Source organism: Roseburia sp. TF10-5 (genome assembly GCF_003462365.1).
GTDB lineage: Bacteria > Bacillota > Clostridia > Lachnospirales > Lachnospiraceae > Roseburia > Roseburia faecis.
In genome coordinates this window covers 1-16,356 of sequence record NZ_QTYW01000009.1, presented here as the reverse complement: position 1 = coordinate 16,356, position 16,356 = coordinate 1, and the positions used below count along the sequence as shown (strand labels likewise).

14 protein-coding genes, 2 tRNA genes and 1 pseudogene are annotated in these 16,356 nt (G+C 42.1%); 4 read left to right on the top strand and 13 right to left on the bottom strand.

Translation table 11 applies throughout. From position 1 onward, the window contains the following. Positions 1-32 precede the first annotated feature (32 nt). A pseudogene (locus tag DXD06_RS09940) lies at positions 33-447 on the bottom strand (AAA family ATPase); the annotation flags it as partial. Positions 448-873: 426 nt separating this feature from the next. Between DXD06_RS09940 and DXD06_RS09935 the strand changes: the two are divergent. Continuing rightward, positions 874-1,395: a hypothetical protein gene (locus DXD06_RS09935; protein ID WP_022045870.1), complete on the top strand. Its 522-nt coding sequence runs from the start codon at positions 874-876 to the stop codon at positions 1,393-1,395. Here the strand turns inward: DXD06_RS09935 and eda are convergent. The 6 genes from eda to DXD06_RS09900 all read right to left on the bottom strand — a co-directional run bounded on the left by eda (position 1,382) and on the right by DXD06_RS09900 (position 7,954). Continuing rightward, positions 1,382-2,020, bottom strand: a complete 639-nt coding sequence (gene eda, locus DXD06_RS09930) for a bifunctional 4-hydroxy-2-oxoglutarate aldolase/2-dehydro-3-deoxy-phosphogluconate aldolase (RefSeq protein ID WP_117831520.1) — start codon at positions 2,018-2,020, stop codon at positions 1,382-1,384. The two genes, DXD06_RS09935 and eda, sit on opposite strands and share 14 nt — an antisense overlap. Positions 2,021-2,037: 17 nt before the next feature. Beyond that, positions 2,038-2,505, bottom strand: a complete 468-nt coding sequence (locus tag DXD06_RS09925; protein WP_330418190.1) for a PfkB family carbohydrate kinase — start codon at positions 2,503-2,505, stop codon at positions 2,038-2,040. A gap of 434 nt (positions 2,506-2,939) precedes the next feature. Next, a complete protein-coding gene (locus DXD06_RS09915) occupies positions 2,940-4,781 on the bottom strand; it encodes a GH25 family lysozyme (RefSeq protein WP_158569510.1) in 1,842 nt (613 codons plus the stop codon). 109 nt (positions 4,782-4,890) lie between these two features. Continuing rightward, entirely contained in the window at positions 4,891-6,195 is a 1,305-nt protein-coding gene (locus DXD06_RS09910; protein ID WP_117831517.1) for a chromate transporter, read from the bottom strand. Beyond that, positions 6,141-6,770: an adenylyl-sulfate kinase gene (gene cysC / locus DXD06_RS09905; protein ID WP_117831516.1), complete on the bottom strand. Its 630-nt coding sequence runs from the start codon at positions 6,768-6,770 to the stop codon at positions 6,141-6,143. Before cysC ends, DXD06_RS09910 begins: the two co-directional genes overlap by 55 nt. A gap of 23 nt (positions 6,771-6,793) precedes the next feature. Then, positions 6,794-7,954: a hypothetical protein gene (locus DXD06_RS09900; protein WP_147343622.1), complete on the bottom strand. Its 1,161-nt coding sequence runs from the start codon at positions 7,952-7,954 to the stop codon at positions 6,794-6,796. A gap of 201 nt (positions 7,955-8,155) precedes the next feature. On the opposite strand from DXD06_RS09900, the gene DXD06_RS09895 reads away from it, so the two are divergent. After that, complete coding sequence (locus DXD06_RS09895; protein ID WP_117831514.1) at positions 8,156-8,836, top strand: response regulator transcription factor; 681 nt, start codon at positions 8,156-8,158, stop codon at positions 8,834-8,836. Next, entirely contained in the window at positions 8,833-10,050 is a 1,218-nt protein-coding gene (locus DXD06_RS09890) for a sensor histidine kinase (protein WP_117831513.1), read from the top strand. Before DXD06_RS09895 ends, DXD06_RS09890 begins: the two co-directional genes overlap by 4 nt. A gap of 1 nt (position 10,051) precedes the next feature. Here DXD06_RS09890 and DXD06_RS09885 read toward each other — a convergent pair whose 3' ends face one another. From DXD06_RS09885 to DXD06_RS09870, 4 genes are all read right to left on the bottom strand, one after another. Beyond that, complete coding sequence (locus DXD06_RS09885) at positions 10,052-12,079, bottom strand: FtsX-like permease family protein (protein WP_117831512.1); 2,028 nt, start codon at positions 12,077-12,079, stop codon at positions 10,052-10,054. Beyond that, positions 12,072-12,839 (bottom strand): ABC transporter ATP-binding protein, encoded by a 768-nt coding sequence (locus tag DXD06_RS09880; protein ID WP_022046521.1) that lies wholly within the window; start codon positions 12,837-12,839, stop codon positions 12,072-12,074. Before DXD06_RS09880 ends, DXD06_RS09885 begins: the two co-directional genes overlap by 8 nt. A gap of 205 nt (positions 12,840-13,044) precedes the next feature. Next, the gene (locus DXD06_RS09875; RefSeq protein WP_158569509.1) at positions 13,045-14,094 is read right to left on the bottom strand and encodes a sensor histidine kinase; all 1,050 of its coding nucleotides are present in this window, start codon (positions 14,092-14,094) and stop codon (positions 13,045-13,047) included. A 13-nt stretch (positions 14,095-14,107) separates the two neighbouring features. Next, positions 14,108-14,788, bottom strand: a complete 681-nt coding sequence (locus DXD06_RS09870) for a response regulator transcription factor (RefSeq protein ID WP_117831510.1) — start codon at positions 14,786-14,788, stop codon at positions 14,108-14,110. Positions 14,789-14,987: 199 nt separating this feature from the next. Between DXD06_RS09870 and DXD06_RS09865 the strand changes: the two genes are divergently transcribed. Then, the gene (locus tag DXD06_RS09865; protein ID WP_117831509.1) at positions 14,988-15,977 is read left to right on the top strand and encodes a Gfo/Idh/MocA family protein; all 990 of its coding nucleotides are present in this window, start codon (positions 14,988-14,990) and stop codon (positions 15,975-15,977) included. A gap of 115 nt (positions 15,978-16,092) precedes the next feature. Here the strand turns inward: DXD06_RS09865 and DXD06_RS09860 are convergent. Further along, positions 16,093-16,163: transfer RNA gene (locus DXD06_RS09860), tRNA-Cys, on the bottom strand. Between the two features lie 4 nt (positions 16,164-16,167). Continuing rightward, a tRNA-Asn gene (locus DXD06_RS09855) sits at positions 16,168-16,239 on the bottom strand. Positions 16,240-16,356: the final 117 nt, after the last annotated feature.

Here is a 16,356-nt window from a genome sequence, read left to right as displayed (position 1 = left end):
CATAAAAAAAAGACCTCATAGAACGATTTTCACTCTACAAATCTTGGATCAAGGATGGACAACACTTTAAAATTATTAAGCCCCGTGAAAATACTCTCTTTTGTAGTGCGCAGGCAGCCGGTCAGAACAGCAAATGCCAGACTGTCATTGGTCTTTAACGCCATTCCAAAAATATGACAATATCTGGATACTTGAACCCAAAATATCCTCATCCATAGAAAACTTTCCATTTTGCATCCCGGTAATTGCTTTATATTGCAGCTTTTCATCGTCAGAAAGGTTGTCACTTTCCAAAAGGAAATCAAAACGCTGTGCTTCCCTTCCTATCAATTCCGTAATACGGTACTTTGCTGCTTCAAAATTCAATCCCTCCACGCTCTTGAGGGATAGAAAAATAACCGGGTATTTTCCCATATATTCGTCACAAAGTGCTTTGTTTTCTATAATGTTTGATGTTTCCATTTCCACACCTCCCTGTGTTGTTGTTGCCTGCATTATATACGCGGCAGTATGGAAATGACAAAGGCAAAATATGAAATCGTTTTCACCCTTTGCGGTTTATTCCCCTATATTCATACATGATTGATATGAATATAATTTTTCCAAAAATGCTTTGTTTTACAGGATTTAAGGACAAATAAATCCGGGGATTTTATTCTGAATTGTCGTTATGCTTTCATGAAATGTACAGATAGATATGCCTAATATATGAAAACGTTTACAGTTGTTTTTTATTGCCAAATAATCCCTTTTTTCCTATAATTAAGGATGCAAAGACCATATTCCTTTCCATGGTCTGACCGCATAAGAGACGGCAGTACCGGGAAAGTGTTCAAAACCGCTTCCTGATATGAAGCAAAAAAGGGGGAAATCATGGAATTTAAAGAAATCATCAACGCCATCCGCCAGTATCCATGGCAGGTAACTGTAGCCGTTATATCGCTGATACCACTGTACATCATTGATCTGAAGTTTTTAGCCAAAAGAAAAGTTGGGCTGAGCAGAAAAATTGAAATTGCAAAAGAACGCGGACATGTCACAAAGGGAATGATTATAAAAAAAGATGCAAAAAGAATCACGGTCAACCGGTCAAATTCCGACCACAATTACTGGGCGGCAAGGTATACTTACACGGTAGCCGGAAAGGAGTACTGCAGAAAATTCTCCTGTTCTCCGCTAAGCAGTACCAGATCCCATCTGCGGACAATCATAAATGTCTACTGGATCAATGATCCTGCCAGACCTTTCTGGGATTACAGCGAGGATCCACTGGGAGACCTGTATAACATTTTTACCACACTGTTCCCATGGATCGTCGCTATTCTCCTTATTCTCTTCCTGCCTGGTGGTGCTGATGCGGTCAGACAGTATCAAATACCAACTATTTCCGGATAGTATCTATGAGTTTTCTGGCCTCTGCGGACAGTTCCCTGATTTTGCCGAAATCTCCGGCTTTTACAAGATCCCCTTTCACCATCCAGCTTCCACCGCAGCAGAGGATCTTGTCACAGGAAAGATACTCCGTTAAATTTCCTGCGTTAATTCCGCCGGTCGGCATAAACTTAAGCCCCACATACGGTGCTGCCATCGCTTTGATCATGGCAATTCCGCCAGCCTGCTCTGCCGGGAAGAATTTCACAATGGTAAGACCTCTTTTGACCGCCTGTGCGACTTCTGAAGGAGAAATGCAGCCCGGCAGAACCGGAATCTTCTTTTTCAGACAGTAATCTACGATCTCCAGATCAAATCCCGGACTTACGATAAACTTTGCACCGGCTGCTGCAGCCGCATCGACCTGCTCCTTCGTAAGCACCGTGCCGGCTCCCACCAGCATCTGTGGAAAAGCCTCCGTCATCCGGCGGATGGACTCCTCTGCTGCTGCGGTGCGGAAGGTCACTTCCGCACTCAAAAGTCCTCCTTCGACCAGTGCCTGTGCAAGCGGCACTGCATCCTCTGCATCTTCCAATACAACGACCGGAACCACTCCGGTTTCATAAAATTTTTCTTCTAATTCATTCATGTTATTACCTCACCGTTTTATCGTTTGATATCAAAATTCATTTCCATCACATGCCGGATCAAAGAAACATCATCCGTAATATTTCCGTCCCCATGAATCGTATGCTTTACAGCACTTGCTGCAACACCGAAATTCACCGTATCCTCCGGTGTATAATCATTCATCAGGCCATAAATAATGCCGCTTACAAATGCATCTCCGCCTCCGACCCGGTCGAGGATATGAAAGGTCAGACGTCTGCTTTCATAAATCTGTCCATCTTTCCACAGATATGCCAGAAGGCTGTTTTCGCTGCAGCTGTGTGCAAAACGGACATGTCTGGCAATACATTTCAGATTCGGATACTCTTTGACAAATGCGCAAAATACCTGTTCCTGCTGGTCACGATCCGGCTGAAACGGAATATCATCCTTTACATCGCCTGCGGCATGATCCTCATCCTTTTTCCAGATATGGTAAGGCTCGATGCCAAAGAGGACATCCACATACAGAACCGGTGATGATATGGATTTTGTTGCTGTATCGTTACGGGGACACCATCAAGGTATCTGTAACAGAGGCAAAGAAAGATTACTCTCTCCGGAAGTCCGGTGCTTCTGTCAAGTATGAGAAGGTCTGGGACGATTTTGACTTAGAGGAACAACAAAGATCACCTGCAGATATACTAATTCCAAGGATGAAAAAAAATCGGTTGTGTATACGGTAAAAGTAGTTGCTGATGATGATTGATTCCATCGAAGCACTATGAATCCATGTTTATATTAAATAATATGTAAAGCCACGCAGTCAAAATATTTTACTGCGTGGCTTTTTGCGTGGAGTTCTTATATAAAGAATCTTGATTTCTTAGGAAATGCATTTGATGGTGTTCTGTTCAATTTTCTGAAATTATTTGTGTGAATCACCCATGAATCATTACCTATTTCACTTTTATTTTCGTAACGTTTGAACAGGTACCCACATACGTTTTCCCATTATAAGATTTATATGCACGGACTTTATACTGACTGACAGTCCCCTTTTTCAATTTGGAATCCTTATAGGAAAATGTTTTGTTATTGTTAATAGTGGCAATTTTATCATACTTTTTCGTTTTACTGTTATAACGGTAAATCTGGTATCCGGTTACATTGCTGGTTTTATCCCATTTTAATGTGACTGCACAAGATTTTGTCTGCAGCCGGAGATTTTTTACCTTCAGCGGATTTGTGCACTCTTCATGTGCGTCAGAAGCTTCTCCCCAGACGGTTTCCCCTTCTGCTTTTTTATAGGATTTCACTTTAAATTTGTACGTTGTAGCTCCGCTCAATCCTGTAACTTTATAAGAAACTTCTGCTCCGCCTGCAATCGTTGCCACACTTTCATATTTCTTTTCTGCTGTGTTATATTTATAAACCCGGTATCCGCTGGAACCTGATATTTTGCTCCATCCAAGTGTCACATATGTACTGCTGCGCTTTTGTGTTTTTACATCGGACACTTTTGCCGGCGGAACGGTGGCCGATACCACCGAAGAATAATTTCCATAATAATTTGTCCCACCGATGGTCCAAAAGCAGCGCACCCTGTACTGATAAGTCTTTCCGCTTGTCACATCGGTATCCGTAAAGCTTTTTCCACTCGTCTGCTTCATATAAACATATTTTTTCTGTTTTTCGTCATACCGGTACACGCGGTATCCGGTTACATCATCGGCAGCTTTGCCCCAGCTTAGTTTCACAGGGTCAAATGCATTCCCCACAGTTGCTTTCAATCCTCCGGTTTTTGCACTGGTGTCCTTGTACCAGAAATTTACGTCCAGATTTCCCGTATATCCACTCACTTTTGCAACGGATGAATACTGCCAGAATTCATAGTCATATGCTGTGTCTGCATAAGGTTCCCCGCTTTTTGCATTGCTCGTTGTCGTATTATTGTACCGCGCAATCCAGATGCCGCAATCCTCCAGGGAATCTGTATCAATATAGGATTTGATCCATGCATATGAAGCATAAACAACCGGCTGATATCCCGCATCGGAAATCGTATCTGCAAATGACTGGCAGACCGCTGTCTCTTTTGCTTTGGAGAGTTTTCCCCCTGTCAGGCGGTTGTGACTTCCTTTTTCCCTGTCTATAACAATCGGAAGGGTCACATCCCAGCCGTATTTATCTGCCAGATCCAGCACATATTCTGCTTCCTGTTTTGCCTCTTTTTCTGTCAGTGCCTGTGAAAATATGTACAGACCGACATTGATGTTGTTCTCAAGTGCCGCCTGAATATGGGAATCTGCCGCCGTATCTTCATAAATACTTCCATCAGAAGTGTCTCGCGATGCTACACGGACAAATGCAAAATCTATCCCTGCATCATGTATTTTTTCCCAGTTAAGTGCTGTTGTTTTTTTATTTTTTGCCTGCCACCAGGAGACATCTATTCCGTTCAAAAGCTGCGCATCTTCATAGTCTGATTTATGATAATACGTCACACTTGTATAATCTACCTTTGATGTAAAGGAACTATCCAGAAAATCCTGCGTATAACCGGAAGATGCCTTAGATGCCCCCAACAGCCGTGGCATGGCATATGTGGACAACCATCCGTCCCTCTGCGTATCCACGTCTGAAATCTGTGTATCATCCATCTCTTCTTTGATGCTTTGCCCCATTACACCATCCATCTGTGCTTCCGGTACCTCTGCTCTCAGCTGCTGAGGTGTAATCATACAGATTCCTGCCAATATCACTCCTGCTGCTATGATTTTTGCTTTCGTAAATTTCAATTTTTGTATCTCCTGTTTTACCGTTATATCTATCATTTACACAACTGTCTTATAGTAACCATTTTCCCCTTTATTTGTCAATGTTATATTTTTCCTGTAACTGCAAATATCATATCATTGCTATCACAATCTGTATGCTCTGCCAGCACAGCAATACCATAATCTTCATCAGCAATCCACCAATAATTGGTCGAATCCACTTACGAATAATGCGGAATACCTGCAATGTGGTCAGATAGTCATACAAATGATATGCCAGCATAAAAAAGCTGCAGGACGCTGCAACACTGCATGCAAAGCCTGCAATCGAAAATAAAATTCCGACCATAAAATTTCCGGTCAGATTCCATCCCATATAATATCCAACTGCTGCCAGGGTCTTACACAGAATTGATCCGGGAAGCACATTTACTGCCGGTACAATATGATTATAATACTGCTGGGAAGTAACCATATTTCCTTCTACAAAAATTCCGTCTGCAATGGTAAGGTAGGCATCTCCACCGCCAAACGATATCCAGGAAGATAACAGCCCATTTCCGGAAAAAACAAGTGCATGACGATTCACCAGAAGTGCTGGAATGATACACACCAATGCAAACACTGCCCAGATCCCAACATCTTTTCCAATCACTTTCCAGTCTTTTTTTCCATGAAATCCTGTATCAGCTACATTCCGGATCATACCATAACTGCCAAGCAGTAACATTCCGGTATCTATCAGAATATGCCATTTGGAACCAGCCAGAAGCATGCCTTTTCCATGACACATGATATAGGCAGCCGTAATTCCCATCAAAAACAGCAGATTCGTTTTTTGATAATTTCCTCTTGTAAAAAATATGGCAAAAAAGAATAATGCCAGTATTTCCACGGATGAAATGACAAAAGACATTGCAAAAACCAGAAACATCAGAAAAACTGCCCGGCAAATTCTTCCCCTTCCGGCTTCTTTGCATTCTTTTAACATATTTCGAATATAGCACAACAGTAAATACACTATAAAAACAGATACACCAACCGAAATAAGATTCACAATCGATAAAATTTTTTCCTGAAACATGGAAAGAACCGCAACCAGCAACACCGTCATAACAGTTCCCGGAAGGGCAAACATGACAGCTCCGGCAATCATTCCTTTGGAGCCAAATGCCCGCCGCCCGATAGATGCTGCAATCTCCACTGGAAGTGCTCCTGGTGTAATACTTGCAACAATAACATCTTTATCGATATTCTGTTTTGTGTCAATCCCCTGCCGTTCCACAATTTCTTTTTCGATTACTGGAATGAGGGCACTTCCGCCCCCAAATCCGATACATCCAATCCGAAACATGGACCGGATAAACTGGCCCGACCGACTCACTTCGATTCCTGCAACAGTTCTTTTAATTGCTCCAAAATATGATTCACACATGTTTCTACATCCATCTCCGCGGTATCTATCACGACATCTGCATGCTCCGGAACTTCATAGGGGCTTGTAATTCCTGTAAACTGTGCTATTTTTCCTTCCCGCGCAGCTTTATACAAACCTTTTACATCACGTTTTTCACATTCTTCAATCGACGTGCTCACATATACTTCACGAAATTCATCTCCGATAATCTGCTTCGCATTCTCCCGATCGTGCCGATATGGAGAAATAAATGCGGTAATCACGATCAGGCCTGCATCATTCATCAGCTTTGCAACCTCTGCTATCCGCCGGATATTTTCTACCCGGTCCTCATCGGAAAAACCAAGATTGCTGTTTAAGCCCATCCGCACATTATCTCCATCCAAAAGCATGGTTTTCTTTCCCATTGCATACAATCGTTTTTCCAGCGCATTTGCTATGGTAGATTTTCCTGCACCGGATAATCCACTCATCCAGATCGTAAAAGCTTTCTGCTTCATATGGTCTTCGCGCATTTTTCTACTGATTTCCATCGTATGCCACACGAGATTGTGTGTTACATCTTTTTTTACATTTCTTTCTGTTTCTTCCATCTTCTGTCAGCCACCCATTTCTTTTATCGAAATATTCTTTTTAAGATCGTTCGGAACGGATGTCTTACTTTGTTCTGGAACATCTTAAATTCTGTTTCAGTCTTTCGAAGCTCTGTCTGTAAATCTTTAATCTGATTTTTCTGTAAATCATTGGTTCTTTTCAAATCAATCATAAACTTTGAAAAAAACAAAATTACTTCTTCCAACATTCCTTCATTCTGTGGGGACCATTTTGGCAAATCTTTTATTTTATCGGAAAATAACGGACCTTCTTCCTTCATATATTTTTCTGCTACTCTATAATTTCCTTCTTCGTACTTTTTCAAAAATTGCTGCAATTCCTCTTTTGACAGCATTTCTGTCGTATCTTTTTCTATATAGGTCTTTGAGATTTCTTTCAGATATTTTCCCATATACGAAATTTCTTTTACAGAGAATTCTGATTCCTGATTCAGAATTCTTTTAATTTCCGTTGTATTTTTATCCAGACGAAGATTCACATTTTCTTCCAGTTCCTGAAATTCTGATGTTACATCCATTCCGATTTCATGCATAAAATCATGAATAATAGAACCATCACGCCAGCTCTCCGGTACAAATCTCCGCACAATCAGATTTTCTTTTCCGATCACTTCCGCAATTTCATCCAGTTTTTTATCATACTGATATATCTTTTCGTTCTTTTCCTGTGTCATTTTAAAATACTGGTCACATGGCATTTCCGACACATGCGAAGTTCTCTGCTTCACACTCTGATTCCAACGGGATAATAAAAATTTATCCTGTCTGCGAAGATAAACGATCACTTTAATTTGATAATTTTGTTCATCTGCCTCCTTTTTCAAATCATAAAGCAAAGAGTTTTTTCCATAACTAAGACAATACCAAATAGATTCATCTGTCAGAATTACATGATCATAGTTTTCAAAAGCATCCCGAATCTGTTGTAATCCCTCTTTTAAATAAATGGTTTCTTTCTTTTTATCCCTCTCTCCCTTCTCATTTTGAACTTTCCCAACTAAAAAATGTGCATTTCTCCTTGCATTTACGCCAGGATACATATGTAAGGATTCAGGCAAAAAATATCCATGCTTTTGCAGAACATCCCAGTTTTCTTTCAGAAATTTCTGAATCGACGATGTTGCTGTTTTTGGTGTTCCTATATGTAAATACAGTGTTTTCATGTTTAAATCCTTTCCTGTTATAATCCTTTTTACACATTTATCATATATTTTCTTCCTTGAATGAACCTTGAAAATATCATTTTTTCTTTCAATAACAGGAATTTTTTGGAAAATTAAATTTCTGATTGCAAGATTTTCCAGATTCGTTATAATAAATTTCAAATACAACAGATATGATTTACAAAATAAAGGGGATTCCAATTGAAAATTTTAGTAATTGAAGATTCTATCCGACTTGCGGATACCATTGCAGAAGCTTTACAAAATGAAAACTACCAGGTGGATACTGCTCATGATGGATTGACAGGCTATGAGCATGCCTCCACCGGCATCTACGATATGATTATTTTAGATCTGATGCTTCCTAAAATGAATGGATATGAAGTTCTTTCTTCTTTGCGCAAAGATGGACAAAATGTACCGGTACTGATTCTCTCTGCGAAAACAGAATTGGATGATAAGATTCAGGGATTTACAACCGGTGCGGATGATTATATGACCAAACCTTTTGAAATTCGTGAACTTTTTATGCGTATTCAGGCAATCAGCAGACGAAGCACCCATCAGGATACTTCACATCCTGTAGTAGGAAACCTCTCTTACAATCCTGCTACCTGTGAAATCTGCAATACCCAGACTGGAAAATCCGTTCAGATTTCCGGAAAAGAAATGCAGCTATTGGAATTTTTTATGAACAATTGTAATCAGGTTCTCGAAAAAAATCAGATTACTACCAAAATATGGGGATTTGATTCTAACGCCGAATACAACAATGTAGAAGTATATGTTTCCTTCCTGCGCCGCAAATTTCACCACTTACAAGTGAATGTAACAATTCGTGCGATCCGCGGTGTCGGTTATATTATGGAGGTTTCCGAATGATTAAATCTTTGCAAAAAAGAATTAGTACACTTTTTATTTTTCTGCTTACCATCATCTGGCTTGTTATTTTATTTCTTTTTATTAATAACTCATACCGGAATAACTTAAGTGATCTGCAGCAAACCGTTCGTGCAGCTCTCCACTATACGACATGGGATGCCTTCGTTATTTCCAATGGACAGACCTCGCCATCCGAACTTGATCATATTCCCTATTGCCTTTTTTCCATTGACGAATCTAATGAAATGGAAATCATGTTTGACACTTTTTCCGATGTATCTGATAAATTCCTTTTAAAACAGGGAAAAGCCCTTATTTCCAACAACAAAAAATATATCTTTTTCAAACGCTATGTTTCCGTAAATCATCTCCGCGCCAAAAAAGGACAATATTATGTTTTAATGCTCAGTGGAACACCGGCTCTAAAATCAACACTGCCAACCGTCTTTCTCTGTTTCATCCTCGCATTGCTTGGAATTATCGTATTTACCATTTCCTCCAAAGCACTCTCGCGATGGATGGTAAAACCCATTGAAAATACAATTCTTTCCGAGAAAAAATTTATTTCCAATGCCAGTCATGAGCTGAAAACTCCACTCTCCGTCATCAGCGCCAATGCGGAACTTCTCTCTTCTGAAGTGGGCAGGGACAATAAACATCTGCTGTATATTCAGCAGGAAACTTCCCGGATGATCTCTCTTGTCCAGAAAATGCTTACGCTCACGCGGCTGGATGCCCCACAGATCCAGAATACCCATGCGGTTTTCCCTGTAGATGACGCACTGCTCGACATTATCTATCCGATGGAAAGTGTTGCTTTTGAAAAACACATTGCATTTTCCGTTGATATTCAGGAACAAATGAAAATGGATGGAAACGAGCATCAGATTCAAAATCTCGCTTCCATCCTGTTAAATAATGCGTTAAGCTATACCCCGGAAAATGGAAGTATAGAAATTCATGCCCATATCCATAACCGTAAATTTTATTTATCCGTGGAAAATACCGGCAATCCGATTCCTGAAGAAATCCACGACCGCCTGTTTGAACGTTTTTTCCGCGCAGACGAAGCACGCGCGGATAACGGTCACTTTGGGCTCGGTCTGTCCATTGCGCACTCTATTGTCACGAACCATTCCGGCAAAATTACCGTAGAACGGCAGGGGGACAAAAATGTATTTTCCGTTGTGCTGCCTGTGACTTTCCACAAATAATTCAGCGCACCTGATTGCCCACAATGCGGTAATAAATTTTTGAAGTGATCCGAAATACCACATAATAGATAACCGCAAATGCAAGTACCGTTGTAACGAGACACCAGACAAACAACTGCCCGCTGTCCATAATCAACAGGGAAAGCACTCTGCGGATCAGTGGAAATGCCGCCACGACATGCAGTGCTGCCACCACGATCGGCAGAAAGAACACCATGCGGATCTGCGTCTCGATCGCTGACTTCACCTCGACATTGCTCATGCCCACCTGTTCCATGATCCGGTATCGCTCCTTGTCCTCGTACCCCTCCGATACCTGTTTGTAGAAAATAATCATCACTGTCACTGCCAGAAAGACGATGCCAAGGAAAATCCCAAGGAAGAAAAACCCTCCGTACAGTGCCAGCAGCTCCTTCCGGTTTACTGCCCTGCCGCGCACGCGCCGCCAGACAACGCCATATTTTTCCCCAGAGGAATAATTCTCCACGTTTCCGCTGCACGCGATCTTTTCTGTCTCCGTTCCGGTAATATTGATTCCAAGTACATTTTCATAGGCATACGCACTGACATTCTCTGTATTTGCCTCAGCGATCGCCAGTTTCTGCAACTTCTGCAGCGTCTGCATATGATCCACAACAATATAATAAACCCCGTCCATGAACGAAATAGCCCCTCCATTGCAGCGATTCTTACAGTATCCATTTTGCTGTACGGTAAACGTTTCTCCAAGAATCTGTATCTGATCTCCACGCAATGTTTTCGTAGACTGGAACCGTTTTTCCCGGTAGATAAGAATTTTTCCGGCTTCTACCTTTGGCACATCCGCCTCTGTCAGCGTGTGATCCATCCGAAGGAAATTATCTCGCGTCAGAAAATACAGGCTCGCATTTGTCGGTTTCTGCCCAATCGTAAGAGAATCTTTCTCCAACGTCATCGCAAAATTCAGATACGAATAACTCTCACTGTCCGTCACGTTTGTTCCCGTATCCTCTATAAACTGTATAATATCCGAACTCTGCTCCGATACATTTTCCTTCACCTCAGAATAGCCGGTCTGCACGTTGATCTCATACGGATAGAGCATGTTAATCTCATCATCAAGACCCGCAAACATACAGACCGTGGTAGACACCATGACCATCACCATCGTCGATAAAATACAGATGCTTGCCAGCCCCGCCGCATTCTGCTTCATCCGGTACATCATCGTCGATACCGCGATAAAATGCTTTTTTTGGTAATAAAATCCATGGGTTTTCCGCAGCAGCTTTAACACCGCAATACTGCCCGCCGTAAACAGCAGATATGTTCCAGCGATCACCAGAAGCACTGCCACAAAAAACAGGCTGATCACTTTCATTGGCTGCTCTGTCGTAATGGCAATTGCATATCCCGCACCGAGACATACTACTCCTAAAATTGCCATAAGCCACTTCGTTTTCGGCTCCTTTTCTCCCACACTGCTGCCCCGCAAAAGTTCCACCGGATTTGCCAGTTTCATCTGCATCAGATTGTAAAAAAGCGTCATCATATACAAAATACCAAACACCAGCACGGTATTTTTCACGGCAGACGGCGGAACGGAAAATTCGATCGTCACCGGAATCCCCAGAATCCGGTAAATCAGCATAAGTGCCAGTTTGGAAAACAAAATTCCAGCAACAATGCCTCCGACGATCGAGACAAACGCGGTAAACACCGTCTCAATGGCAAGCACTTTTGCAATATGCCGCTTTTCCATCCCGAGAATATTGTAAATTCCCATCTCTTTTTTACGCCTTTTACTGATAAAGCTGTTTGTATAAAAAATATAGATATACGAGAAAACGCCTACCACAATCACACCAAACGACATGATTGTTGTAATATAATAGGCTCCGCGCATTTTTTCAAGCCCGGCACTGTTGTTGATAAACATCATAATGTAAAACATAAGCACCGTGATCATTCCCGCAACCATATAAGGAACATACAGTGATTTGTTATTTTTCAGGTTGTTTTTTGCCAGCCGTACATACAGATTATTCATAGTTCTCACCACCTGTCGTCAGAACGGTCAATGTTTCCGAAATCTTTGCATACAATTGTTCATTACTCATGCTTCCGCGGTACAATTGGTGGAAAACTTCCCCGTCCTTGATAAAAAGCACCCGGTTTGCATGGCTCGCCGCCTTGGTACTGTGCGTTACCATAAGAACCGTCTGCCCCTCCTTATTGATCTGCGAAAACAGCGTCAACAGGCTGTCGGTTGCCTTGGAGTCCAAAGCTCCTGTCGGTTCATCCGCAAGGATCAGCTCCGGCTTTGTGATGATTGCCCGCGCCACCGCCGCACGCTGTTTTTGTCCACCGGACACCTCATACGGATACTTCTCCAGAATATCCACAATGCCAAGTTTCTGCGCAATTGGATAAAGCCACTCATTCATCTGCTTATAAGGCACATTTGAGAGCACCAGCGGCAGGAAAATATTGTCCTTCAGCGAAAAATTGTCAAGCAGATGAAAATCCTGAAACACAAAGCCAAGATGCTCCCGCCGAAATGCTGCAATTTCTTTTTCCCGCACCGTCACAAGGTTTTTCCCGTTCAGCAGTACTTCTCCCTCCGTCGGACGGTCAAGCGCCGCCAGAATATTCAAAAGTGTTGTCTTGCCCGATCCGGACTCGCCCATGATCGCGACATACTCGCCTTCCTCTACCGAGAACTGGATGTTTCGCAGTGCCTGCACCTGATTGCCACCAAATCTCGTCGTATAAACTTTTTTCAGATTATGCACTTCTAAAATTGTCATGATTTTTACTCCTTATAAATCTGTCCTTTTTTCTACTGTTTTTCATAAAATAACTCTGTCCCTTTTTTACAATTTCAGAATAGCAAAAAACCGAAATGCAAGCCATTGATTTGTCTTACATTTCGGCTTTGTATCTTACATTTGTGTAAGATACCTGTTTTTACGTCCCGAGTATCCATGTTATTTGTCTCCCACGTCAAAACACTTAATCCCGGACATCCAAATTATTTCTTTCAAATACAATTGTCACATCCGTACCTTTTCCAATTTCGGATGTGATCATAATCCCATGCCCAAGCTTTTTGGTAATCTCCCGGCACAGATAAAGTCCGATTCCCGTCGAAGTTTTATCTGCCCGTCCGTTATACCCAGTATAACCTTTTTCAAAAATCCTTGGCAGATCCTCCTTCCGGATGCCGATTCCCTGATCAGAGATCACAAACTCACAGGTATTGTCGGCTTCATTCCGGTTTATATGTATTGTAACCGCGTGATTTTCGCCGCTGTACTTAATCGCATTGGACAAAATCTGCTCCACAACAAATTCCAGCCACTTTTCATCCGAAAGCACCATCTCCCGGCATTCCTCATAGTGAATGGCAATCTTTTTACGAATCATAATCGGCGCAAACCTCCGGATCGCAGTGCGCACCACCTGATCCGCTGAAACCATCTCAAGCACCAGATCATTCATACCGGAATTCATCCGCTGGTATTGAAGTGCCATATTGACATACTGGTTAATCCAGAATAATTCCTGCTGCATGTCATACAACACACTTTTTTCCATTCCCACTGTTTCATCCTCTGTCTGTTTTTGTTCTTCCCTCTGCAAAAGCAGACGCATCGCGGAGATCGGCGTTTTGATCTGATGCACCCACAGAGCATAATATTCTTCCATTTCCCGCTGCTGGTTCCTGTATGCTCCCTTTTCCTCCTGCCGCTTATTCTGCAGTTGTTCAAGCGCATCCATATACACTTCCTCCAGCGCATCCTCCGTATCTGAAAGTGCCTGCATGCCCTGCATATAATCCCGGATCTGCCTTTTTACTGTCCGCAGGCGATACCAGTACCGTATCCCGCAAAATACAGCGGACACCACAAGAAAAACAATTTCCAATCCCGCAAAATACCGGATATCTGCTGCGGATACGCCACAGAGGTAAAGCGTGAAAATATAGAAAATCATAATTCCTGCCACAAGTGCATAACAGCCTTTGTATCTGTTTAAATACTGTTTGATGTATACCTTCAAGGTGTTCCCCTTTTCATGATCCATTTTTAATCTGATAACCGATCCCTTTTCGTGTTAAGATAAAATCCGTCAGCCCTATTGTTTCCAGTTTTCTTCGCAGCCGGTTCACATTGACCGACAATGTGTTTTCATCCACATACACATCACTTTCCCACAATGCCATCATCAGATTCTCCCTCGTTACAATTGCCCCCGGATTTTCAAGTAGCGTCTGCAAAATCTTCCGCTCATTTTTGCTTAACTCCAGTATCTGCTCTTCGTAGGTCAGTGTCCCATCCGACAGATTCAGCCACACCCCCTGATGCTCAAGCATATGGCTTTCCCCTGCAAATTCATAAGTCCGGCGCAGCATCGCCTGAATTTTCACCGTCAACACATTCAGATCAAAAGGTTTTGTGATGAAATCATCCCCTCCCATATTGATCGCCATCACCAGATTCATATTGTCATTCATCGAAGAGACAAATATCATCGGCAGCTTTGATACTTTCCGGATCTCCGTGCACCAGTAAAATCCATTGTGAAACGGAAGCCTTATATCCATCAGTACCAGATGCGGTTTCACCCGGGCAAATTCTTCCAGCACACTATTAAAATCCGCTACTGCAAAGACTTCATAATTCCAGCTCTGTAAATGCTGCCGGATTGTTTTTGCAATCACTTCATCATCTTCCACAACTAATATCCGATACATATTTTTCCTTTCCTGTAAAATATTCGTTACTGCTCACACCCACATCACAATCATACTCCCCCGGACAGGATGATATTCAGATGCTGAGTGAACAGTAACAAAATTCCACTATGTCCTCATATACTTGCACCGTCTGCCCTTTCATGCTAAAATGAGCGCGTAAAAAGGAGTATAAACACAAATAAGGAGAAATTTATCTATGAAACCATTGAACTGGGCAACCCTTGGCTGTGGTGTCATTGCAAACGAACTTGCCACTGCACTTGCCAGGCAAAACCGTCATCTGTATTCCGTTGCCAACCGCACACATGAAAAAGCAGTAGCATTTGCGGAAAAATACCAGATTTCCAAGGTATATGATCACCTTGAAGATGTCTTTACCGATCCGGATGTGGACATTATCTACATCTCTACCCCACATAATACGCATATTCAGTATCTGCGTCAAGCACTGGCAAACGGAAAGCATGTCCTTTGCGAAAAATCCATCACCTTAAATGCAAGCGAACTGGATGAGGCAATTTCCCTTGCGGAAAAAAATCATGTCATTCTGGCAGAAGCCATGACCATTTTCCATATGCCGATCTACCGCAAACTTGCAGAGATCATAAGCTCCGGCACTCTTGGACCACTTCGTCTGGTCCAGGTAAACTTCGGCAGCTATAAAGAATATGATATGAATAATCGCTTTTTTAACCGCAATCTGGCCGGAGGCGCTATGTTAGATATCGGTGTTTATGCTTTATCCCTGATCCGCTGGTTTTTTGCCGAAACTGCCGATCAGGTGCTTTCCCAGGTAAAATACGCACCAACCGGTGTGGATGAACAGGCTGGCATTCTTCTTATGAATCCAGCCGGCGAAATGGCAACGGTCACCTTATCTCTTCACGCAAAGCAGCCAAAACGCGCAACCATAGCTTTTGACAAAGGCTATATTGAAATTTTTGAATACCCACGTGCCATGGAAGCAATCATCACTTACACAGATGATGGACACAAAGAAACGATTTCATCCGGCGCTACTTCCGATGCATTAAGCTATGAAGTAGCTGACATGGAAGCTGCCGTACAATCCAATGATTTATCCACTATCGAGTCCCTCATGCATCTTACTTATACACAGGATGTCATGCATATCATGACCGATATCCGGAATAACTGGGGAATGAAATATCCAGAAGAAGCGTAATCTTACTCTTTAAAATGAGAAAAGCCGACTATCCATAATATCTGGTAGTCGGCTTTTTAATAATAAAATATTTTCCTAAACAAAAAACAGATGAGAAATGTCTCATCTGTTTTTAAGGTGACTGACGGATTTGAACCGACGATCAGGGAGTTGCAGTCCCACGCCTTACCACTTGGCTAAGTCACCAAAACTCCCCGAGTAGGGCTCGAACCTACAACAACTCGGTTAACAGCCGAGTGCTCTACCATTGAGCTATCGAGGATTATTTATAAGAAAACAACGTAGACAAGTACGTTGTTCACTAACTATGTTATTGAAAAAGTTTGTACTTTCAAAACTTCATACAGATTTAACCGCTTTTTAATCAAGCCCTCGACCT

Coding starts and splice junctions, on each gene's coding strand:
- DXD06_RS09935 (WP_022045870.1), top strand. CDS start 874: ATGGAATTTAAAGAAATCATCAACGCCATCCGCCAGTATCCATGGCAG.
- eda (WP_117831520.1), bottom strand. CDS start 2,020: ATGAATGAATTAGAAGAAAAATTTTATGAAACCGGAGTGGTTCCGGTC.
- DXD06_RS09910 (WP_117831517.1), bottom strand. CDS start 6,195: ATGTGTGAATCATATTTTGGAGCAATTAAAAGAACTGTTGCAGGAATC.
- cysC (WP_117831516.1), bottom strand. CDS start 6,770: ATGGAAGAAACAGAAAGAAATGTAAAAAAAGATGTAACACACAATCTC.
- DXD06_RS09900 (WP_147343622.1), bottom strand. CDS start 7,954: ATGAAAACACTGTATTTACATATAGGAACACCAAAAACAGCAACATCG.
- DXD06_RS09890 (WP_117831513.1), top strand. CDS start 8,833: ATGATTAAATCTTTGCAAAAAAGAATTAGTACACTTTTTATTTTTCTG.
- DXD06_RS09885 (WP_117831512.1), bottom strand. CDS start 12,079: ATGAATAATCTGTATGTACGGCTGGCAAAAAACAACCTGAAAAATAAC.
- DXD06_RS09880 (WP_022046521.1), bottom strand. CDS start 12,839: ATGACAATTTTAGAAGTGCATAATCTGAAAAAAGTTTATACGACGAGA.
- DXD06_RS09870 (WP_117831510.1), bottom strand. CDS start 14,788: ATGTATCGGATATTAGTTGTGGAAGATGATGAAGTGATTGCAAAAACA.
- DXD06_RS09865 (WP_117831509.1), top strand. CDS start 14,988: ATGAAACCATTGAACTGGGCAACCCTTGGCTGTGGTGTCATTGCAAAC.